Source organism: Acinetobacter sp. TGL-Y2 (genome assembly GCF_001612555.1).
GTDB lineage: Bacteria > Pseudomonadota > Gammaproteobacteria > Pseudomonadales > Moraxellaceae > Acinetobacter.
Genome location: NZ_CP015110.1, coordinates 2,274,873 through 2,292,409 on the forward strand (window position 1 = coordinate 2,274,873; position 17,537 = coordinate 2,292,409).

Annotated in this window: 16 protein-coding genes and 1 pseudogene; 1 reads left to right on the top strand and 16 read right to left on the bottom strand. The window is 40.1% G+C overall.

Annotated elements, in window-relative coordinates:
- Positions 1–90 precede the first annotated feature (90 nt).
- Positions 91–936 (top strand): DMT family transporter, encoded by an 846-nt coding sequence (locus tag AMD27_RS10870; RefSeq protein ID WP_150115809.1) that lies wholly within the window; start codon positions 91–93, stop codon positions 934–936.
- A gap of 2 nt (positions 937–938) precedes the next feature.
- On the opposite strand, the gene AMD27_RS10875 is transcribed toward AMD27_RS10870, so the two are convergent.
- The 16 genes and pseudogenes from AMD27_RS10875 to AMD27_RS10950 all read right to left on the bottom strand — a co-directional run.
- Positions 939–1,571, bottom strand: coding sequence for a LysE family translocator (locus AMD27_RS10875; protein ID WP_067660308.1), 633 nt, complete (start codon positions 1,569–1,571; stop codon positions 939–941).
- Between the two features lie 21 nt (positions 1,572–1,592).
- Positions 1,593–2,669: a winged helix-turn-helix domain-containing protein gene (locus AMD27_RS10880; RefSeq protein WP_171254799.1), complete on the bottom strand. Its 1,077-nt coding sequence runs from the start codon at positions 2,667–2,669 to the stop codon at positions 1,593–1,595.
- Between the two features lie 237 nt (positions 2,670–2,906).
- The gene (epmA, locus tag AMD27_RS10885; RefSeq protein ID WP_416202817.1) at positions 2,907–3,884 is read right to left on the bottom strand and encodes an EF-P lysine aminoacylase EpmA; all 978 of its coding nucleotides are present in this window, start codon (positions 3,882–3,884) and stop codon (positions 2,907–2,909) included.
- A gap of 5 nt (positions 3,885–3,889) precedes the next feature.
- Positions 3,890–4,957, bottom strand: a complete 1,068-nt coding sequence (locus AMD27_RS10890; RefSeq protein ID WP_067660313.1) for a 4-phosphoerythronate dehydrogenase — start codon at positions 4,955–4,957, stop codon at positions 3,890–3,892.
- 142 nt (positions 4,958–5,099) lie between these two features.
- A complete protein-coding gene (locus AMD27_RS10895) occupies positions 5,100–5,969 on the bottom strand; it encodes a cysteine ABC transporter substrate-binding protein (RefSeq protein WP_067660316.1) in 870 nt (289 codons plus the stop codon).
- An 84-nt stretch (positions 5,970–6,053) separates the two neighbouring features.
- Positions 6,054–6,923 carry a transporter substrate-binding domain-containing protein gene (locus tag AMD27_RS10900; RefSeq protein ID WP_067660319.1) on the bottom strand — a complete coding sequence of 290 codons (870 nt, stop codon included), beginning with the start codon at positions 6,921–6,923 and terminating at the stop codon, positions 6,054–6,056.
- A 14-nt stretch (positions 6,924–6,937) separates the two neighbouring features.
- The gene (locus AMD27_RS10905) at positions 6,938–7,669 is read right to left on the bottom strand and encodes an amino acid ABC transporter ATP-binding protein (RefSeq protein WP_067660322.1); all 732 of its coding nucleotides are present in this window, start codon (positions 7,667–7,669) and stop codon (positions 6,938–6,940) included.
- Between the two features lie 11 nt (positions 7,670–7,680).
- On the bottom strand, positions 7,681–8,346 hold the full coding sequence (locus AMD27_RS10910) for an amino acid ABC transporter permease (RefSeq protein WP_067660325.1): 666 nt from the start codon (positions 8,344–8,346) through the stop codon (positions 7,681–7,683).
- Entirely contained in the window at positions 8,336–8,995 is a 660-nt protein-coding gene (locus AMD27_RS10915; RefSeq protein WP_067662967.1) for an amino acid ABC transporter permease, read from the bottom strand. The genes AMD27_RS10910 and AMD27_RS10915 overlap by 11 nt, the downstream gene beginning before the upstream one ends.
- Positions 8,996–9,204: 209 nt before the next feature.
- Entirely contained in the window at positions 9,205–10,005 is an 801-nt protein-coding gene (locus AMD27_RS10920; RefSeq protein ID WP_228140655.1) for a PqiC family protein, read from the bottom strand.
- Positions 9,995–11,662, bottom strand: coding sequence for an intermembrane transport protein PqiB (locus AMD27_RS10925; protein WP_228140656.1), 1,668 nt, complete (start codon positions 11,660–11,662; stop codon positions 9,995–9,997). The genes AMD27_RS10920 and AMD27_RS10925 overlap by 11 nt, the downstream gene beginning before the upstream one ends.
- Complete coding sequence (locus AMD27_RS10930; RefSeq protein ID WP_150115811.1) at positions 11,659–12,552, bottom strand: paraquat-inducible protein A; 894 nt, start codon at positions 12,550–12,552, stop codon at positions 11,659–11,661. Before AMD27_RS10930 ends, AMD27_RS10925 begins: the two co-directional genes overlap by 4 nt.
- Positions 12,552–13,184, bottom strand: coding sequence for a paraquat-inducible protein A (locus AMD27_RS10935; RefSeq protein ID WP_067660329.1), 633 nt, complete (start codon positions 13,182–13,184; stop codon positions 12,552–12,554). The genes AMD27_RS10930 and AMD27_RS10935 overlap by 1 nt, the downstream gene beginning before the upstream one ends.
- A 1,089-nt stretch (positions 13,185–14,273) precedes the next feature.
- Complete coding sequence (locus AMD27_RS10940; RefSeq protein ID WP_150115773.1) at positions 14,274–15,131, bottom strand: hypothetical protein; 858 nt, start codon at positions 15,129–15,131, stop codon at positions 14,274–14,276.
- Positions 15,132–15,243: 112 nt separating this feature from the next.
- Positions 15,244–15,738: a hypothetical protein gene (locus tag AMD27_RS10945; RefSeq protein WP_067660335.1), complete on the bottom strand. Its 495-nt coding sequence runs from the start codon at positions 15,736–15,738 to the stop codon at positions 15,244–15,246.
- Between the two features lie 147 nt (positions 15,739–15,885).
- Positions 15,886–17,509: pseudogene (locus AMD27_RS10950) on the bottom strand (hemagglutinin repeat-containing protein); the annotation flags it as partial.
- Between the last annotated feature and the right edge of the window lie 28 nt (positions 17,510–17,537).

Genomic DNA, 17,537 nt, shown 5'->3' on the forward strand with positions numbered 1-17,537 from the left:
TGAAAATTATTAGTTAATTAAAGAGCAAACACCCAATTGGTGATCATTTTGAGTGAAAAAGAATTAACAAAAAGGATTGGAACGATAGAAATGGTCATCGCAATGCTTCTATCAGGAAGTATTGGACTATTTGTCATCAAGTCAGGACAGTCACCGATCAATATTGTTTTTTTCCGCTGTCTCATTGCTGCACTTTGTTTAATTCCTCTTTGCTATTTTTACGGTCACTTTAGTAAAAAATATTTCAATATTAAAGATCTTATGTTCATGGTCATCTCAGGACTACTCATTGTTTTCAATTGGGCCTTACTATTTGCAGCCTTTCCTAAAACCTCTATTTCTTTAGCAACAATTGTCTATCATGTTAACCCTTTTATTATCTTATTCTTGGGTGCAATCCTCTTTAAGGACAATATAAAGAAAAATGATATAGCTTGGACAGTTTTAGCATTCATTGGATTAATCATTATTATTGGGTTAGGAAATTTTAAATTTGACGACAATCAACTCTTTGGTTTAGTTTTAGTCCTCATTGCGACAACACTTTACTCAATATCTGTATTAATCACTAAAAAATTAAACAATACACCTCCTTTATTACTTGTTCTGATTCAAACAATAAGTGGTGCAATTGCACTTTTTCCATTTGCAAACCTTATTGATTTATCGCCTACTGAAAATCAGTGGATATTTATCATTTGTCTTGGTGTCGTTCACACAGCTTTACTCTATTTCCTCATGTATTCTGCGATTAAAAAAATCCCTTTAAATAACATTGCCATATTGTCATTTATTTATCCTATCTCAACCATACTCATCGACTACTTATTCTTTGATCATCGACTCACAAGCTTGCAGTTCATTGGAAGTACATTCATTTTGATTAGTGTTTTAGGCATTAAATTACATTGGAATATATTTAAAATGAATCATTAAACTCAAAGCTCACTGACTAACGCGACAATAAAAAATAAAGAATCCCACATTGGCTTCATGACAGATGCGATCAATAAAAGTGCCATCGTCGTATTAAATACTTTTAGGCGCTTAGCATCATGAATTACGCTCTGCAATTTTTCACCGATAAGTACCCACACACCTGTACTCGGTATGCCCACTAGACCATAGGTCAAACCAAGTATCAAATACCAATACGCTGCGCTATCTGCTGCCAAATAAGTCGTCACCGCTCCTAAAGCCATCACCCATGCCTTTGGATTCACCCATTGAAACATGGCAGCCTGTATAAAAGTCAACGGTTTAGGCTGCTTGGCATTTGTATCCATCCCACCTGAACTATAAATCTTATAAGCCAAGTAAAGTAAGTATGTGATGCCAATAATTTTCAAGCACTCATAGAGAATGACATTTGAACTCAGTAATGATCCTATGCCCAAGCCTACGACTGCAACCATAAAACCAAAGCCACAACCAATGCCTAAAATATGAGGAATCGACCGTTTAAAGCCAAAATTCACCCCAGATGCAGCGAGCATAATATTATTGGGTCCAGGCGTGACTGAAGTGACGAATGAATAAAGCACAAATGAAAGAAAAACACTAAAAGACATAAGAATATTTACACCGAAATTTTATAGTTTTAACTTTTGATGAAAATCTGGATCGAGCTGACAATGATTAAACTCCGCAAAGCGCTGAAGCTCCACAGTGAGTAGCTCAATAAAATCAGCTTTATGCTGAATTACTGTTTGCAAATGAAAATTAAGAATCTCCAAAATACCTTGCGCGCGATGCGCCTTACAATCTATTTTTGCAACAAAATCTGTGCCATAAAGAATAGGCAAACTGAAGTAGCCATATTTACGTTTTTCTGGTTTGACGTAACATTCTAAACGATAGTCAAAATTGAATAATACCATTAAACGATCACGATGGATCACGAGATTATCAAAAGGAGAAAGGACTTTTACCACTTTTTGAATATTAGGGATTTGTTCGATTCCTTCCACATCCACATACACTGATTCACCTGAAGCGAGATTCATCTGTTGAATCAAGTTCGCATCGATTTGCTCATCGATGACTTTTTGCATGGTCTTTTTAAGCTCAGCGCCGGTTTTTAAATGGACCAATTGTTTCCAAGTAAATACGCCATGCGACCTTTTGACGGTGTCATATAAATAACGTGCATACTCATCTAAGGAAGGCTTTGTCAGATCCACATCTGAAGGCAAAAAATCTTCAGTCAGTGCATAATGCTTTTCACTCCCTGAACGCTTAAAGACCATTAAATCCCCTTGCATATAGAGTTGCTCTATAGAGTTTCTAACCAAACTTGATTTCCACCATGTGTGGGCTGACTTTTCATTTTTAGCTACAAAATCCCGTGATTTTATCTCCCCTTCTGATTTTGCTCTTGCTAAAATCTCTTGCATCAGAGATTCATTACCTCGATTAAAATATTTACTTTCACCCCGTCTTACCGAATTCATCTGTCTTAGCGCAAATCGATAATCACGTACGGGAATATATGACGCTGCGTGAAACCAATACTCAAAGATCTGTTTATTTTCCAGTAATGTATTTATATGATCTTTTTGGTAGTCATGTACACGATTCCAAAGTACGTGATGATGGGCACGCTCAACCACTGAAATGGTATCAATCTGGACATATCCCAAATGTTGAATAACATCTAAGGTTGCCATTGATCCTGAGTGTATAAATTCAGATTTAGAAAGTTGATTTGAGAGATTTGATATTTGAGAGCAGTGCAGTGATCGATATATCGCTATTTTTCTTAATTGAACATCCATACTCTGCCCTTATTATTCTTAGATTATTTTAAGATCGTGATCTCATTATACGCGATCTGATTATATACGTTTTGATCATAGCCCGAATACAACGATAAGGTCGAATTTGGGCTGCCTTTGAAAATTGATTTAAGATCGTTCAGCCGGAAAAGTTACCACTTGCTCAAGTTTCATTTTCTCTGTCACAACCATGAGTAACCGATCAATCCCCAAAGCAATTCCAGAACATTCAGGCATGTCGGGCAATGCCGCCAAAAGGTATTCGTCTAAAGGCATCACATGTAAACCCAACTTTTTACGCTCTGCATTGTCTGCTTCAAAGCGTGAACGTAAAACCTCTGCATCTATCAATTCATCGTATGCATTCGCCAGCTCCAAGCCCTCGATGTAAAGCTCAAAACGCGCAGCAACCAGCTCTCCATCTTCATCAATTCTGGTTTTGGCAAGTGATGCCATTTCAGGTGGAAAATCAGTTAAAAAGACTGGCGTATCAAATCCAAGACTCGGTTCAACCATATGTGAAAATAATAAATCCATATAGCCCAATCGATCTTCACCCAAATCAAGGTTTAATCCTACTCGATGACAAGTATCTTTTAAATTCTTCAAAGATGCCTGCAAAGGATTAAGATCCAAGCGATCCATAAACGCATGCTTATAGCTTAAAACTGTAGGACGGATTTCACCAAAACGGTGCGCTATAGTTACATTAAGTAAGTCACTTACCTCAAACATTAAATCCTTAAGGGTGAATGAAGGACGATACCATTCCAACATGGTAAATTCACTGTTATGTTTACGCCCATGTTCATCATCCCGAAAGACTTTACAAATTTGATAAATTGGCCCACTACCACTCGCGAGTAAGCGCTTCATGGCGAATTCAGGTGAGGTTTGTAAATAATGGGTTTGCTTACGCCCACCGATATGGCGCAAAGCTTGAACCGATGCCAGATGTACATCAGTGACACCCGCTTGAGACAAAACGGGTGTTTCGACTTCCATCACATCACGTTCAGCAAAAAACTGACGCAATTGCGCATACATTTCGGCACGTGCTTGAATGGCTTTTAGGTCACAAGTGGGTTGGTATTGAATTTCATCTATGTTACTCACGCTTTAGGCCCTCCATGAGCCGCCCATTCACGGCGTAGCGGATAGGTTTTTCTTAAGTGATCAAATGCTTTTTGATCCACTTTTCCATGCTTTAAACATGCTCTTAAGTTTTGATCATCCCGTTGAATATCATAAATTTCTGCGAGTTTTAATTTCAGTACATCTTTTAAATCTTGATCTTTAAACAAAGACTCACAGACAGGCAGTTGGGTTTCAAACTGTTTATTTGCTTCATGATTAAAAGTGTTGCAGAAAGCCTCATAAATCATTTGCGTACCGCGTGCTTTACCTTCAAGGCTATAGCCTGCAATGTGCGGTGTGACGAGTGAGGTGAGGTTAAGCAGTTGTTCTGAAATTTCAGGTTCATGTTCAAAAACATCAAGCACCACTTGGCGCTGCGTATTCTGAATATCAGCAATGAGCGCTGATTCTTCAACCACAGGACCACGTGCTGAATTGATTAAAATACTTTGCGGCTTCATTTTTGCCAACGCCTCAGCATCCATTAAATGGTACGTCGCATGTTCATCTGAATGGGTCAATGGCACATGAATCGAAATCGCATCGGCTTGCTCTAGCAACTGTTCAAAATCAACTTGTATCATGTTTTCATGCTGTGTAAATGGATCAGTTCCGATGACCTTCCAGCCCAAAAGCTCAGCCATATAGGCGAGTCTAGTGCCTACATTGCCCAAACCAATAATGCCTAAACTAAAGCTTTCATTCGCATCAATCAGTTCAGGTTTTAAATAAAGTAATGCGCTAATCACATATTCTGCAACCGCTTGTGCATTACAGCCTGCTGCGTTTGACCAAGTAATCTTCTGCTTTTCTAAAGCTTGAATATCGAGATGATCCGTGCCAATCGTTGCACTCCCCACAAACTTTAAGGCTGTTTTTTGAATTAATGCTTCATTGACTTGAGTGACTGAACGAACCAAAAGTGCTTGTGCATCTTTCACATCTGCATGGCTAAGCGTACGCCCTGCTGTGTGATTGATCTGCCCAAATTCAGAAAAAAAGTAGTCGGTAAATGCTAGATTTTCATCTGCAACGATTTTCATAGTTCAACCCAAATGCCAATTCACACTATGATAGCGCTTTGACATGGAGCTGACTATGTTGTGCCTTATGATATCAATATAGTATTAACACTCAACAAATAAAAAACCGCCATAAGACGGTTTAATTAATGCAATGCAACCATTATTCAACCAACAGATCTTTTTCAGAAATCCCATTTCCATAAACAGGCTTCAACGTTTTCTCATAGGCCTGTTGAATCACACCCTCTTGAGAAAGTTTCTGCAAATCTTTATTCAACCAATCCAGCAATTCTTTATTACCTTTTTGAACGGCAGGTGCAATGAAGTCTTGCTCACCTAAATTGGTGATCCCCACAGTGTAATCAGGATTCTCTTTCGCCCAAGCCAGAACCAATAAATTATCATGCGCCAAAGCGACGCCACGCTTGTCTTTTAAGGCATCAAAGGTTTCTGTATTTTGTTCATATTTTTGTAATTTAATTTCAGGATGCTGTTTGGTGAAAAAGGAATCCGCGGTTGTGCCCTTATTGACCAATAGGGTCTGACCTTTGAGCTGAGTAATATCTGTAATCACATGGCTTGAAGGTGAAACTACACCCAAAGCCACCTTAAGATAAGGCTGAGCAAAATCCACGACTTCTTTACGTTCAGGTGTCACGGTAAAATTAGCAAAGATGATATCGACTTTATTGGCCTTTAAGTATTCCACCCGATTTGCCGCTTCAGTCAGTATAAATTCGACTTTGTTTTCATCTCCCAATAAGTCTTTGGCCACATGTTTAGCGATTTCCACATCAAAGCCCTGATTCTTGCCTTGTGCATCCAGATATCCAAACGGCGGTTTATCACTAAACACCCCGATACGTACCACTCCATTTTTTTTAATTTGTTCAATACTTGATGAAGCTGCTGTATCTTGATCAAGCTGATCTTTGGGGGTGCTACTTGGATTACATGCGGCCAAACCTAAACTGCCTAAAGCTATGAGAGAGGTCAGTAGTGCATGTTTTAAATTAACTGCAATGTTCATAAAATATTCCTCTTGTGTTTCATAATTTTTAAATCATTTTTTTAAATTATTAAGTTCAGGTGACTCAGTATTCATTTGAAGATCCTATTTCGAATTGACCTCTAAGAAAATTTTGGCATCGATACTATCGCCATAAATTGGTTTTAAAGTTTGGTTATAAATGTTCTGTATTTCGCCTGAAGCTCTTAACTGCTTGATTTCGCTATTCAGCCAATGCAGCAGTTCGGTATTGCCCTTTTTCACGGCAGGCGCGATAAAGTCCTCATTGCCTATCTTTGCAATACCGACCACATAGTCAGGATTTTGCGCAGCCCACGCGAACGCATAGGTGCTGTCTTGCGAAATCGCATCGCCTCGACCATCTTTGAGTGCATTAAATGCATCGGTATTTTGTTCAAACTTAAGTAGTTTTATAGTGGGATAATTTTTAGTGAAGAAGCTGTCTGAACTCGAGCCTTTGTTGACAATCAAGGTGCGATTTTCCAGTTGTTTGATGTCATTAATCGGTTTCGCTTTTGGAGACGTGATGCCAAGTGACGCTTTTAAATAAGGTTCTGCAAAATCAACCACTTCTTTTCGTTCTGGAGTCACTGAAAAACTGGCAAACACCACATCCACTTTATCTGATTTTAAAAATTCCACCCGATTTGCAGCTTCAGTCACCACATATTCAATTTTGTTTTCATCGCCCAATACGTCTTTTGCAACCTGCTTTGCCAAAGCAACATCAAACCCTTGATGCTTGCCCTGACTATCGACATAACCGAACGGTGGATTGTCGGCAAAAACCCCGACTCGAATCACATCATTTTTTTTGATTTGATCAATAGTAGAGACTGATTCCGAGGAAGCCGCCTGATGGGCTTTACCCTCTGTGTTTTTATGACATGCAGTCAGTGAAAATGCACTGATCAAAAGCGCAGTGCTAAAACTCAAAAATGGAATGGTTTTCATATTTATCCTTGTTCTTAGTAGCTTAAAATATTTAAAAATGATCGGGCACGTTCTGTTTTTGGCTGACTAAAAAAGGTATCTGGCGTGGATTCTTCAATGATATTGCCCTGATCCATGAAAATAATCCGATCTGCCACTTTTTGTGCAAAGCCCATTTCATGGGTCACAATCAACATGGTCATGCCCTCTTGCGCGAGACCCAAAACCACATCTAAAACTTCACGCACCATTTCAGGATCTAGTGCTGCGGTGATTTCATCCATCAGCATAACTTTGGGCTGCATCACCAAAGAGCGCACGATCGCAATGCGCTGCTTTTGCCCCCCTGAGAGCTGACGCGGATAGTCAAGCTTTCGATCAAATAGCCCAACACGTTTCAACAGTACGTCTGCCACGTGTTCAGCCTCGATACGTGTGCGTTTTTGCGCTTTGATAGGCCCCAATAAAATGTTATCAATGACATTCATATGACCAAATAATTCATAATTTTGAAATACCATCCCAATGTCTTGACGGACAGCACTCCACCCTAAATCCTGACCTAGCACACCTACCTTGTCTAAAATGATGTGTCCTTCTTGAATGGATTCCAATCCATTGATACAACGTAATAATGTACTTTTGCCACAACCCGATGGGCCAAGAATCACCACGACTTCGCCTTGACTCAGCTCTAGGTCAATGCCATTCAGTATTGGTTTATCGCCAAATGATTTTTTTAACTGTTCAATTTTAAGTAATGCCATCGCTTCGCTACCTATTCCCAGATTTTTTCTAAATGACGTGATAACAATGACAATGGATAACAAATGACGAAGTACAAAAAGAAAATCAGTCCATACATCCAAAGTGAGGCATTCGGCACAATCAATAACGAATTTTCAATGATTTGCTGCCCAACTTTTAAGACCTCAACCACGCCAATTAATACCGCCAAAGAACTGGTTTTCACCATTCGAGTAAACAAATTGATCGCACCTGGCGTAATTCGTTTTAGACTTTGTGGAAACACCACAAATATCAACACTTGCAATGCACTCAGTCCAACAGCAGCAGCCGAATCACGTTGATGCTGATCAATGGAGGTGATGCCTGCACGAACCAAATCGCCCATTTCTGCCGTGCCCCAGAGGACAAACACAAACACACACACCCAAAAAGCCGAAAACTGCCAGTTCAACCACGTTGCAAACCCAAAGTAAAAAACAAACAGTAAAACCAAAATCGGAATCACCCGAATGACTTCTAGATACAGTCCACTTAAAACTTTGATCATCCGATTTTTAGAGGTCATGACCACCCCAAAAATCACACCCAATACTGCAGATAAAACAACTGAAATCAATGCAATTTGAATGGTGACCCATAAGCCATGAAGCAGTCTGAACAGGTGGCTGGGTTGGAAGAGGAAATCAAGCCCCATGACTGATTCTCCTACTTCGATATTCGAGATAACGGGTCAATGCAGAGACAGGCAATAAAATAATGAGGTAAGCACAGATCAATAAAAATAAGGCCTCTGTCGTTTTATAATCCATACCAATCAAGTCTTTGGTGACAAATAACAGTTCAACGATGGCAATGGCACTCAAGACTGAACTTTCTTTAATCAAAAACAAACAATTTGCGCCAATGGCAGGAATAGACAGCGCCAAAGCTTGTGGCAAAGTCACATAACGAAAGACCTGAAATGAACTTAACCCTACGCTCTTGGCTGAATCAATCTGCCCTTTCGATACAGACTGTAACCCTGCACGAAACACTTCTGCCATATAACTTCCGCCTAAGAACGTTAAGCCGATGATGCCGCAGGTCAATCCTTCTAATTTGATACCGAGTTTGGGCAGACCGTAGTACAAGAAAAATAACTGAATCAGTAAAGGCGTATTACGGGACAGTTCGATGTAGATCGTGACGATTTTATCGAGTATAAAAATGCGATTGTTCAAAATCACACTACACAGCAATCCAACCACAATCGACAGCAGAATACTGATAAAGGAAATTTTTAATGTGCTAAGCGTGGCCTGATAAAATTGTGGCAACACGCTATGGATATAAAACCAGTTCAAAGCAGCCGTCCAAAACATACAAAAATGAAAGAAATCAAAATTAAATTTTTTATGAAGTGATCGCTAAGTCTATGAACTTTGAAATTCGCCGAGAACTATTTTTATTGTATAAGCTTTGCTGTTTTTTAAATGAGCTTAGCCTACCTAAGCTCATTATTCTGGATTAATATTTGAATCTGCGAGGCCTGTGAAGCGGTCGGTTGACCAGATTAAGCGCAGGTTACATCTGCAACTGAGACGCGCGATTTACCCTCCACTGCCAATACAGACGCCGCTACAGCATCGACCACCCGACTTAAAGATTGACGCAAAGTATTCACAGTATCGACCATCGGGTTGCTATTAGATACGACACTTTGATTAAAGGTCATCCTACAGCTCAGTTGTCCTGTAACCTTGCTGTGTTGAGGGGTATTGACAGTAGTCAGTGCCCGATTCGGATCATCGTATTTAATGGTCCATGCCACCGCAACTGCAACTTCACGCGGTCTTTCAGCTTTATTGGCATTTGGCAGAGGTCGCTCCAAAATGTCAAAATGAGAAAAGTCTGCCGCAATCCGATATGCAGCTTTTCCACCCGTCATACCACTGTTGTAACGATCGACTGCACCAAGTTTTTGTTGTAGCCCTGCGGATAAACCATCTCGGAGTTCCGCTGAAAGTGTAGAAGTCCAGCGTTCATCATTTAGCACATTGGACTTACCATTGACTTCCTGTACCACCAGCGGAATGCGATTTAGCCTATCTGCCAAGCCCACAGGTAGCACCTCAATGACTCGGACTTGCCCATTCAGAGTGGGTGTCACCTGTGGTGTCAGTGAATAATAATGAGGTGACTTCGATGCCGAACACCCTGTCGCCATCACCGCCACTGCAATCCAAACGGCGCTCAAAGCGGGGCTGTACTTTAACTTAACATTGCTGTGCTTTAACTCAACATGGCTTTGCTGTATCGGCTGTATGGCATGCTTCGATTTGAGCATGCCTTTGCTATTCAATTTAATTGTCATTTTTTTTAGGCTCAGACGTTTTACCACGAATCAAAGATTCAGGATGCTGTTCAATTTGATCAGCCATAAGTTGTAGAGATGCAGCAGCACGAGTCACTTGCTGTAGAGCTCGACGTAAATCCTGTTGCATAGGCGCGTCACTCGAGAGTATCGTTTCAGAAGAGCGAACCGTTTTTCGTACATCGTCCAACGTGGCTTGCAGATTAGGTGCCACTTTTCCATCCAGTTGATCCACCAGTTTTTTGGTCGATTGCACCGTGGTCTCAAGGGTATTTAAAGTTTTACGTACATCTTGACCGATTTCTACAATCGGGAATTTATTCACTTTTTCAGTGATTTCAGTAATTTGAGTTTGCAGCCCTTTTAAGTCTGTTGGGGTCGTTGGTACTTCAACCACGCCATCAGGTCGTATATTTAATGTGGCATATGTGACTTTTGGAAAGGCATCAAAAGCAATATAATTTTGACCCGTTAACAAATTACCGGTACGAATTTGAGCCCGCCAACCGCGCTCAACAAAGTTCTTAAAAATTGTGCCTTGTGGGTCTAATTCATTGCCGTTGGCAATCCGTGATGGATACACGATCGCATCTACACGCATCCGAATTTGAGTATAGTCTTGCAAAAATTCGGTATTGATGGCCTGTACATTTCCGATTTCAACGCCCATAAAGTCAATTGGCGCATCCACTGACAGACCTCTGAGCGAGTCTGAAAAATACATGACAATTCTGCGTGGATTTACATCGGGTGCTTTGAGTGCCTCGGTACGATTATCCCAAAGCTTAAAGCGACTATGATCTTCTGCGCTACTGGCTTTTGAATCTTCAGGATAGCCAAATGCGATCCCGCCCGCCACAATGCTCGCTAAAGACTGGGTATTTAAACTGAACCCTGAGGCATTCAAGCTGACATCGAGCCCACTGGCTTGCCAAAAGCGTGCATCTTTGGTCACGAACTTATCAAATGGCGCACGGATAAAGGTTTGCAATTCAATGCTTTGACCATCTGGAGCGATTTTATAGGCTGTCACTTGACCGACATTCATTCTTCGATAATAAATCGGTGAACCAAAATCCAACGAACCTAAGTCTTTGGCATTTAAGAAAAAGATTTTACCCGGCACATCGGAGGATATCACCGGTGGTGTCTCCAAACCTTTAAACACCCGCTCTTTTTCCTGAGATTTACCGCCATCGACATCGATATAGGCACCAGACAATAAAGTATCAATGCCCGATATTCCACCTGTGCCGATGCGCGGACGTACCACCCAAAATCGGGTGTCTTTGGCCGCAAAATTACTGGCACTTTTACGCAGTTCTACTTTAGCAATCACATGGGAGCGGTCTTCTGCCAAATCAATTTGTTGCACCAAGCCAATATTGACATTTTTATAACGTACTGTGGTTTTCCCAGCTTCCAAACCTTCAGCGGTTCTAAAAGAAACATCAATCAGGGGGCCTGTGTTCAAATAGACTTTGAGCGCGAGTGATAAAGCAATCAAGAGCGCAATCATCGGAATTAACCAAATCAGGGAAGGTTTCCACTTGCTACGCTTCTTGACAGGCTCTGGTAATTCATTGCTGCCCGCATTGATCGAGGCGGATTCATGATCTGTATTTGGATTGTTTGTTGTATTGTCAGACATACTCATTGTTCTTTATTTGAATAATTAAAATTAGGAGGATTTGAATCTGAATCTACAGTCCCACCCTGCTCCTGCGGATCTAGGTGAAGCTCTGAACCTACAGACTGAGCGGCTAAAGGTTGAGCAGCTGGAGGAGGCTTTTGTTTTTGTTGTGCTAAAGCATAGTTATCCCAAATTATTCTGGGATCGAAGCTAAAAGACGCCAACATGGTCAATACCACGACAGCACCAAATGCTACAGCGCCAGGTCCAGCCAAAATGGTGGCAATCGAATGGATCTGAATGAGCGCCGCTAACATTGCCACCACGAATACATCAATCATTGACCAGCGACCAATAAATTCAACGACGCGGTATAGGGTTGCACAGTTTTCAGGGGAAAATCTTAAGCGACGCGACGACTGCAAATGCACCGCCATCAGTAAAATCGCCAAGATGACCAATTTCAGCATGGGAATAAAAATACTGGCAATAAAAATGACACTGGATACAAAATAATCACCCGTTTGCCAAAAATAAATCACACCACTCATGATGGTGTCTTGTTGATTGCCCAACAGGGATTGGGTTACCGTCATTGGCAGTATATTCGCTGGAATATATAAAATACTGGCAGCGATCAGAAAAGCCAAGGTTCGTTCAAGACTTCTTGTCTTACGTAAATGCAATGTACTTGAGCATCGTGAACACTTTTGAGCTAAATGCCGTTGCGAATCGCCCGTCTTATTGACATGGGTTTGTTTGACGGCATTTAAGATACCGCAGCGATGACACAACAGCATCGATAAATCGATGGCTCTGAGGGCCAACTTGGGTTGATCTTGCAGCTCATTTAAAGCCTGAGTTTGATTGCTTTGGCTTAGAGATCGACTTTGATCTACAGGATGTTCGTTCATCATAAAGAATACCGATCAATGGCATCCCAGATGTCTTTGATTTTAAATGAGGCAATATAAACCAGTAATACACTTAAAATAGCAAATGCCCACAGTGCAATACCCGGAATCACCACCACCATCCCTACCAATTTGACCAGTGTCACCAACACACCAATCAGAAACACTTCTACCATGCCCCACATGCGCAGTTCGAACAATACCCGTAATGCCATCCGAATAAATCGATCTCTATGCGGAACCTGATGTTTGTCAGAAAACACGATTGAAGTCAGCACATAGCCCAATAATAATAAATACATCAAAGGCACGATAAATGTCGTGATCAAAATCAAGATGCCGACAAAAGCACGATCCGCATGAAACATAGCCTGTACCGCACCCAATAAGGTTGTATCTGAATAGATGCCTTGTAATTCGACTTGCACAATTGAAAAACTATTGGCAATGGTAAATACAATCAGTGCAGTTGAAATCAGCGCCAGTAAGGTATGAAAAGACTGGATGTCTCGGTAAAGTTCTGCACCACAACATTGGCAGTAAGCACGTTCCCCCGATGCAAGCTTGCTTCTACGGTAAACCGTATCGCATTCTTCACAACCCACAAGTGCTGCCTGATCATTTTGAAGCATAGAAGCTTGATACCTTTTTTATCTATTTATTTTTAGAGAGTGTTTAATTGTGTCGTATTTAACAGTGTGAATTTGGTTATTTAATCAACTTTTCATACAACTTACTTTAATAGCATTTTTAGCGTTCAAAGTGAATCAGCTTTTATGCAACTCTCTATATTTTTCTAGAGTCTGAATCAATCGGGCTTGTTTTTTGTTAATTCCATTGGCCACGTCCTAAGCTTCTGTGATACGGGGGTTTTAGTATCGTGGAGAACAAGACAGGGATAAAAACATTAAGAGTATTGGGTGAGTGCTACCGTAATAGACGCAAGAGATTCGGTTTACGCATCAATTGAATCGCTGCACTGTTAAACCGAATAAATTCGCAATCGTGACTTTCGCAAGAGATCTAATGTATTGATTCAAACATAATACCCAGATTCTCAACCAGAGATAACGGAACCTTGCATAACACTACCTAGTATTCTAGAGATTGGCGAGTAAGCGTATTTTTGTACCAGAGCATGCCGAACCAGAACAACCTAGAAGAGGTCTTTTCAGTCGGTTTTTCTTATTCCATGGTTAAACTGAACTACACAAGTCCGGGAGTATTGATCAAAAAACAGATCTAAAACGTAGATGTTAACAAAAAAAAGTTCAGAAATGATGTTTGGACTATAAATATTAAGGTAAAAATTTGAATTTAAAAGTGAAATATAACAACTTTCGCATAATGCATATGATGTTAATTTTAGAAAAAAAATGATAATGGGTAGCCCTTCCCCCCAAGTTGTTACTTGAATTTGGGTGATTTAGGAGAGTTTTTGCTTCTTATTTTTTGTGCAACAAAGCTATTTTTAATATTGACACATTTGGTTCCAGATACTTTCATTAAAGGCGAAATACTTATTTAACCCGAATCCAGCTTAAGAAGTTGAGATCATCTATTCTAAGACGTATCTATGATTTTGAACATAAATAAGTCTATGAGTTGATCTAAAAATACTAAAATTTGATTCAAATAGATCATAAAATCACATATATTTTATAATCTTAAGAAAAATTATCATCCACGATTTGGGTTATTTAGATATCCCATGAATTCCATCAATCACATGTCAAGGTCGCTTTCAATGTCGATGAAAATGAACCTGGTTCACTTAATGAGGCGTCTGCTTCTCCTGCTACAATAATTTGTCCTCCTTTTTTAGGCAATATAACACACATGTTATTAGATGCTGGTACTGTACATTTATCAGGTGAGACCTGATCGTCGTTTGTCGACTGCTCAAATTTTAATATTGGTCCCTTCTTCCCCCCTCCTAAAGTCATGGTAGAGCCACTCAAATCATTACTTTCAAGTTCAAGATACCCCTCAGAATTACCCATACCTTCAATATTGAAATTGAAACTTTTCTTCTCCTGAGCTCCCGCAGTGAAATGCCCCACATTCCAAACCTGATTGGTCTGAGCAAGACAATTTGCGCCCCTTATATATAAGTCGTCATCCGCCATAGTTCGATTATCAAAACCACTTGCGGGACGTTGAATTAGGCGTACATGAACTTTGTCCTTATCGGCATTTTTCATAACTAAACGTATCTCTAAGTTCATATATCCTGCCTTCTGCATCGTGAGCTTATCTGCAGTACTGGTCCATAGCTTACAACTTCCTGAATTGCCAGAAGTCGCTAAAGGACACGTATTCGTAAGCTTCCATCCTTCCTTCGTTTTAAAAAATATGTTGAACATGCTTCTAGACATATCTATACTTTTTTCATCCTCCTCAGAGAAATATGCCCATGCAACACTCCCTCCGTCAATTGTAGAAGCAAGATGATAACCGGTCGAACGAATATAGTTGAACACAAGCTTGTCTCCAGTACTCTCCGCTCCCCACTGTATTGCATGGCTTGTGACTGACATAATGCACGTCAGGGATAAAACAATCATTTTTTTTAACACTATACCGACCTTCAATATAATAAATTGGTAGTGCTAAAAACCAACGTGTAATAATTCATTTATATATTTTAATATCAATAACTTATTATTTTTATCACGTCGTATTCATGCACTACCTTATAGTTGTTGAAACAAGATTAACACCTGCTTCCTTGGCTTCTTGAATGTATTGCCCATATTGACTAGAGGCCAATACATTCGCTACTGTTTTAGCTGGGCCAGTTAAAATTGTTCCAATAACAAGAGAAAGTGTTTCAGGATCAATCTTTACTCCATATTTCTCATTCATTTCCTGCTGAAAATCAGAATATCCTTTTGATAATCCATAGGATGCCTTTAACAATTGCATACCAATCGTAGTATCTGCTGTCAAATTAACCTTATGCTCACCTTCTACCGAAATAACATTAGTATCGCCAACTGAAGCAATACTCGTATTTAATATTTGCTCTAAACTATATCCCTTAGACTCTAATTCTTGTATTTTTTCATTTGCATCTGCTAAATCCTTAATATAATTCTGTGCATAAGCATTATCCGCCACAACAAAAAACTCTTCTTTTGATCCTCCATTCTTTAAAAACTCTTTGTAGGCATCAGCAATCATATCTCCTCCAACCATCTGGTTAAGAGAAGTAATTATTTTATTTTGAATTTTTGAATTTTTGAATTTTTGAATTTTTGAATTTTTGAATTTTTGAATCAGGTAATTTTAAAGCTAATTTTTCAACATCATTTTTTATTTGTTCTGTTGCTTGCTTTAAATTCTCAGGTAGATCTTTCTGCTCTTTTATAATCTGCTCTCGTCCACTTTCCGTCAGTAAACGATTGTCTACAGTCACTGAACCATTCAATAATCCTGTCACTTGGTCTCGGGTGATTTCTTGCGTATTGTTGATATCTCGGTTGGTGCTTGTGGTTGTATTACTAACCGTGCCTTGTCCCATCGTGGCTTTGGTCAACTGCTCTTTTTCGTTCCCTGTACTTTGTAAGCCAACTGTTGTACTACCGCTCGGATGGAATGCGCTTTCTTTGCTCTCACCTTTAATCGATGTGCCTACACTGCTTGAAACATTAAAGCCACGATTACTTTCAGAACTATGGTCTTGGATATCTTTGAGCTCAAGTTGACCTGTATAATTTAGCTTTTTGTGATCAGTCAGAGTTCCATCTTCATTCTTGCTTGCATTGGCGATCACTCCGCCAATATTACTGATCTTTTGCACGCCCATCGCATCTAGGTCTGCACCGTTTTGTGCATTACCAATCAATAGTTTACTGGTTTCATTCACCCACGCTTTGTCATTTTGCCCTTTGCCTTGGTTATAACTGCCTGAGATATTACTCAAACCACTAGAACCAAAACCAGCACCCACCGAACCGCCTTTACTGTTGTTATTGCCTGATGCTGTATCTTGTAAGCTTTCTACATGGATCTCATTGACTTTGAGATCACCACGATCCGCAATACTCACTTCTCCACCTTGGATATTGAGTTTATTCAGTGACCCTGAAACTTTGTTGAGTTCAACTTGACTATTCACATTTGTCAGACTTTCATCATGTGATTTCGATGTTTGTTTGCCCACCGATACACTTCCACCACCACCGTAGGTGTAACTCACACTTTGGTTATTGGTCTTACTGCTGGTCTCTTGTTGACTCTGTTCTTTTCCTGCACTTACATTAAAATCTTTTGTCCCATCGAAAGTCGTTGTGCCTGTTGCAGTTAATCGACTCCCTTGTAGGTTTACATCTTGACCTTCTGATTTTAAGGTCAGGTTGTTTAAGTCAAGTTGGCTTCCTTGCCATTTGCCTTGGGTGGTATTGGTGCTCGTGGTTGTTTCTATACGTTCACCATTCGCTCCAATGGTAAAGCCATAGGTTGCTGAACTTGCAGCAGCAGTTGCCGCTGCTGCTCCAACTGCAATCTGCGCATTTGCGAGGTTAGCAGTCGCCATCGTAACGTTTGCTTTTGTGTCATCCAAGGCTTCTTTGCTTATCTTGCCTGAAGCATAATCACGTTGCGCTTGACTATATTGATCTTTGGCTTGCTTGACTGCCTCGGCTGCATCTTTGACTGCACCAACTGCAAGAACTGCATCTAGGTATGCATTACGCACACCCACTTCTGCACTGATCGTTTCTGTATGTGTTTTTTCTTCGACTGTCGTTTTATTTTCATAACCACCAGTATTAAGTGCACCACGTCCGTGATCAAATACCGTATCTCCTGTGGCTTTGATATTTTGACCTAAAATATCAATACCATCAGCACTTTGGATTTTTAAATTTTCGGTGTTGATTGAACCTGCTTTATGCATTGTTTCTGTCGTCTTGGTACTTTGTGTTGTATCTTCTGATACAAAGCCACTTAATACTGATAGCCATAAGCCATTAATATCA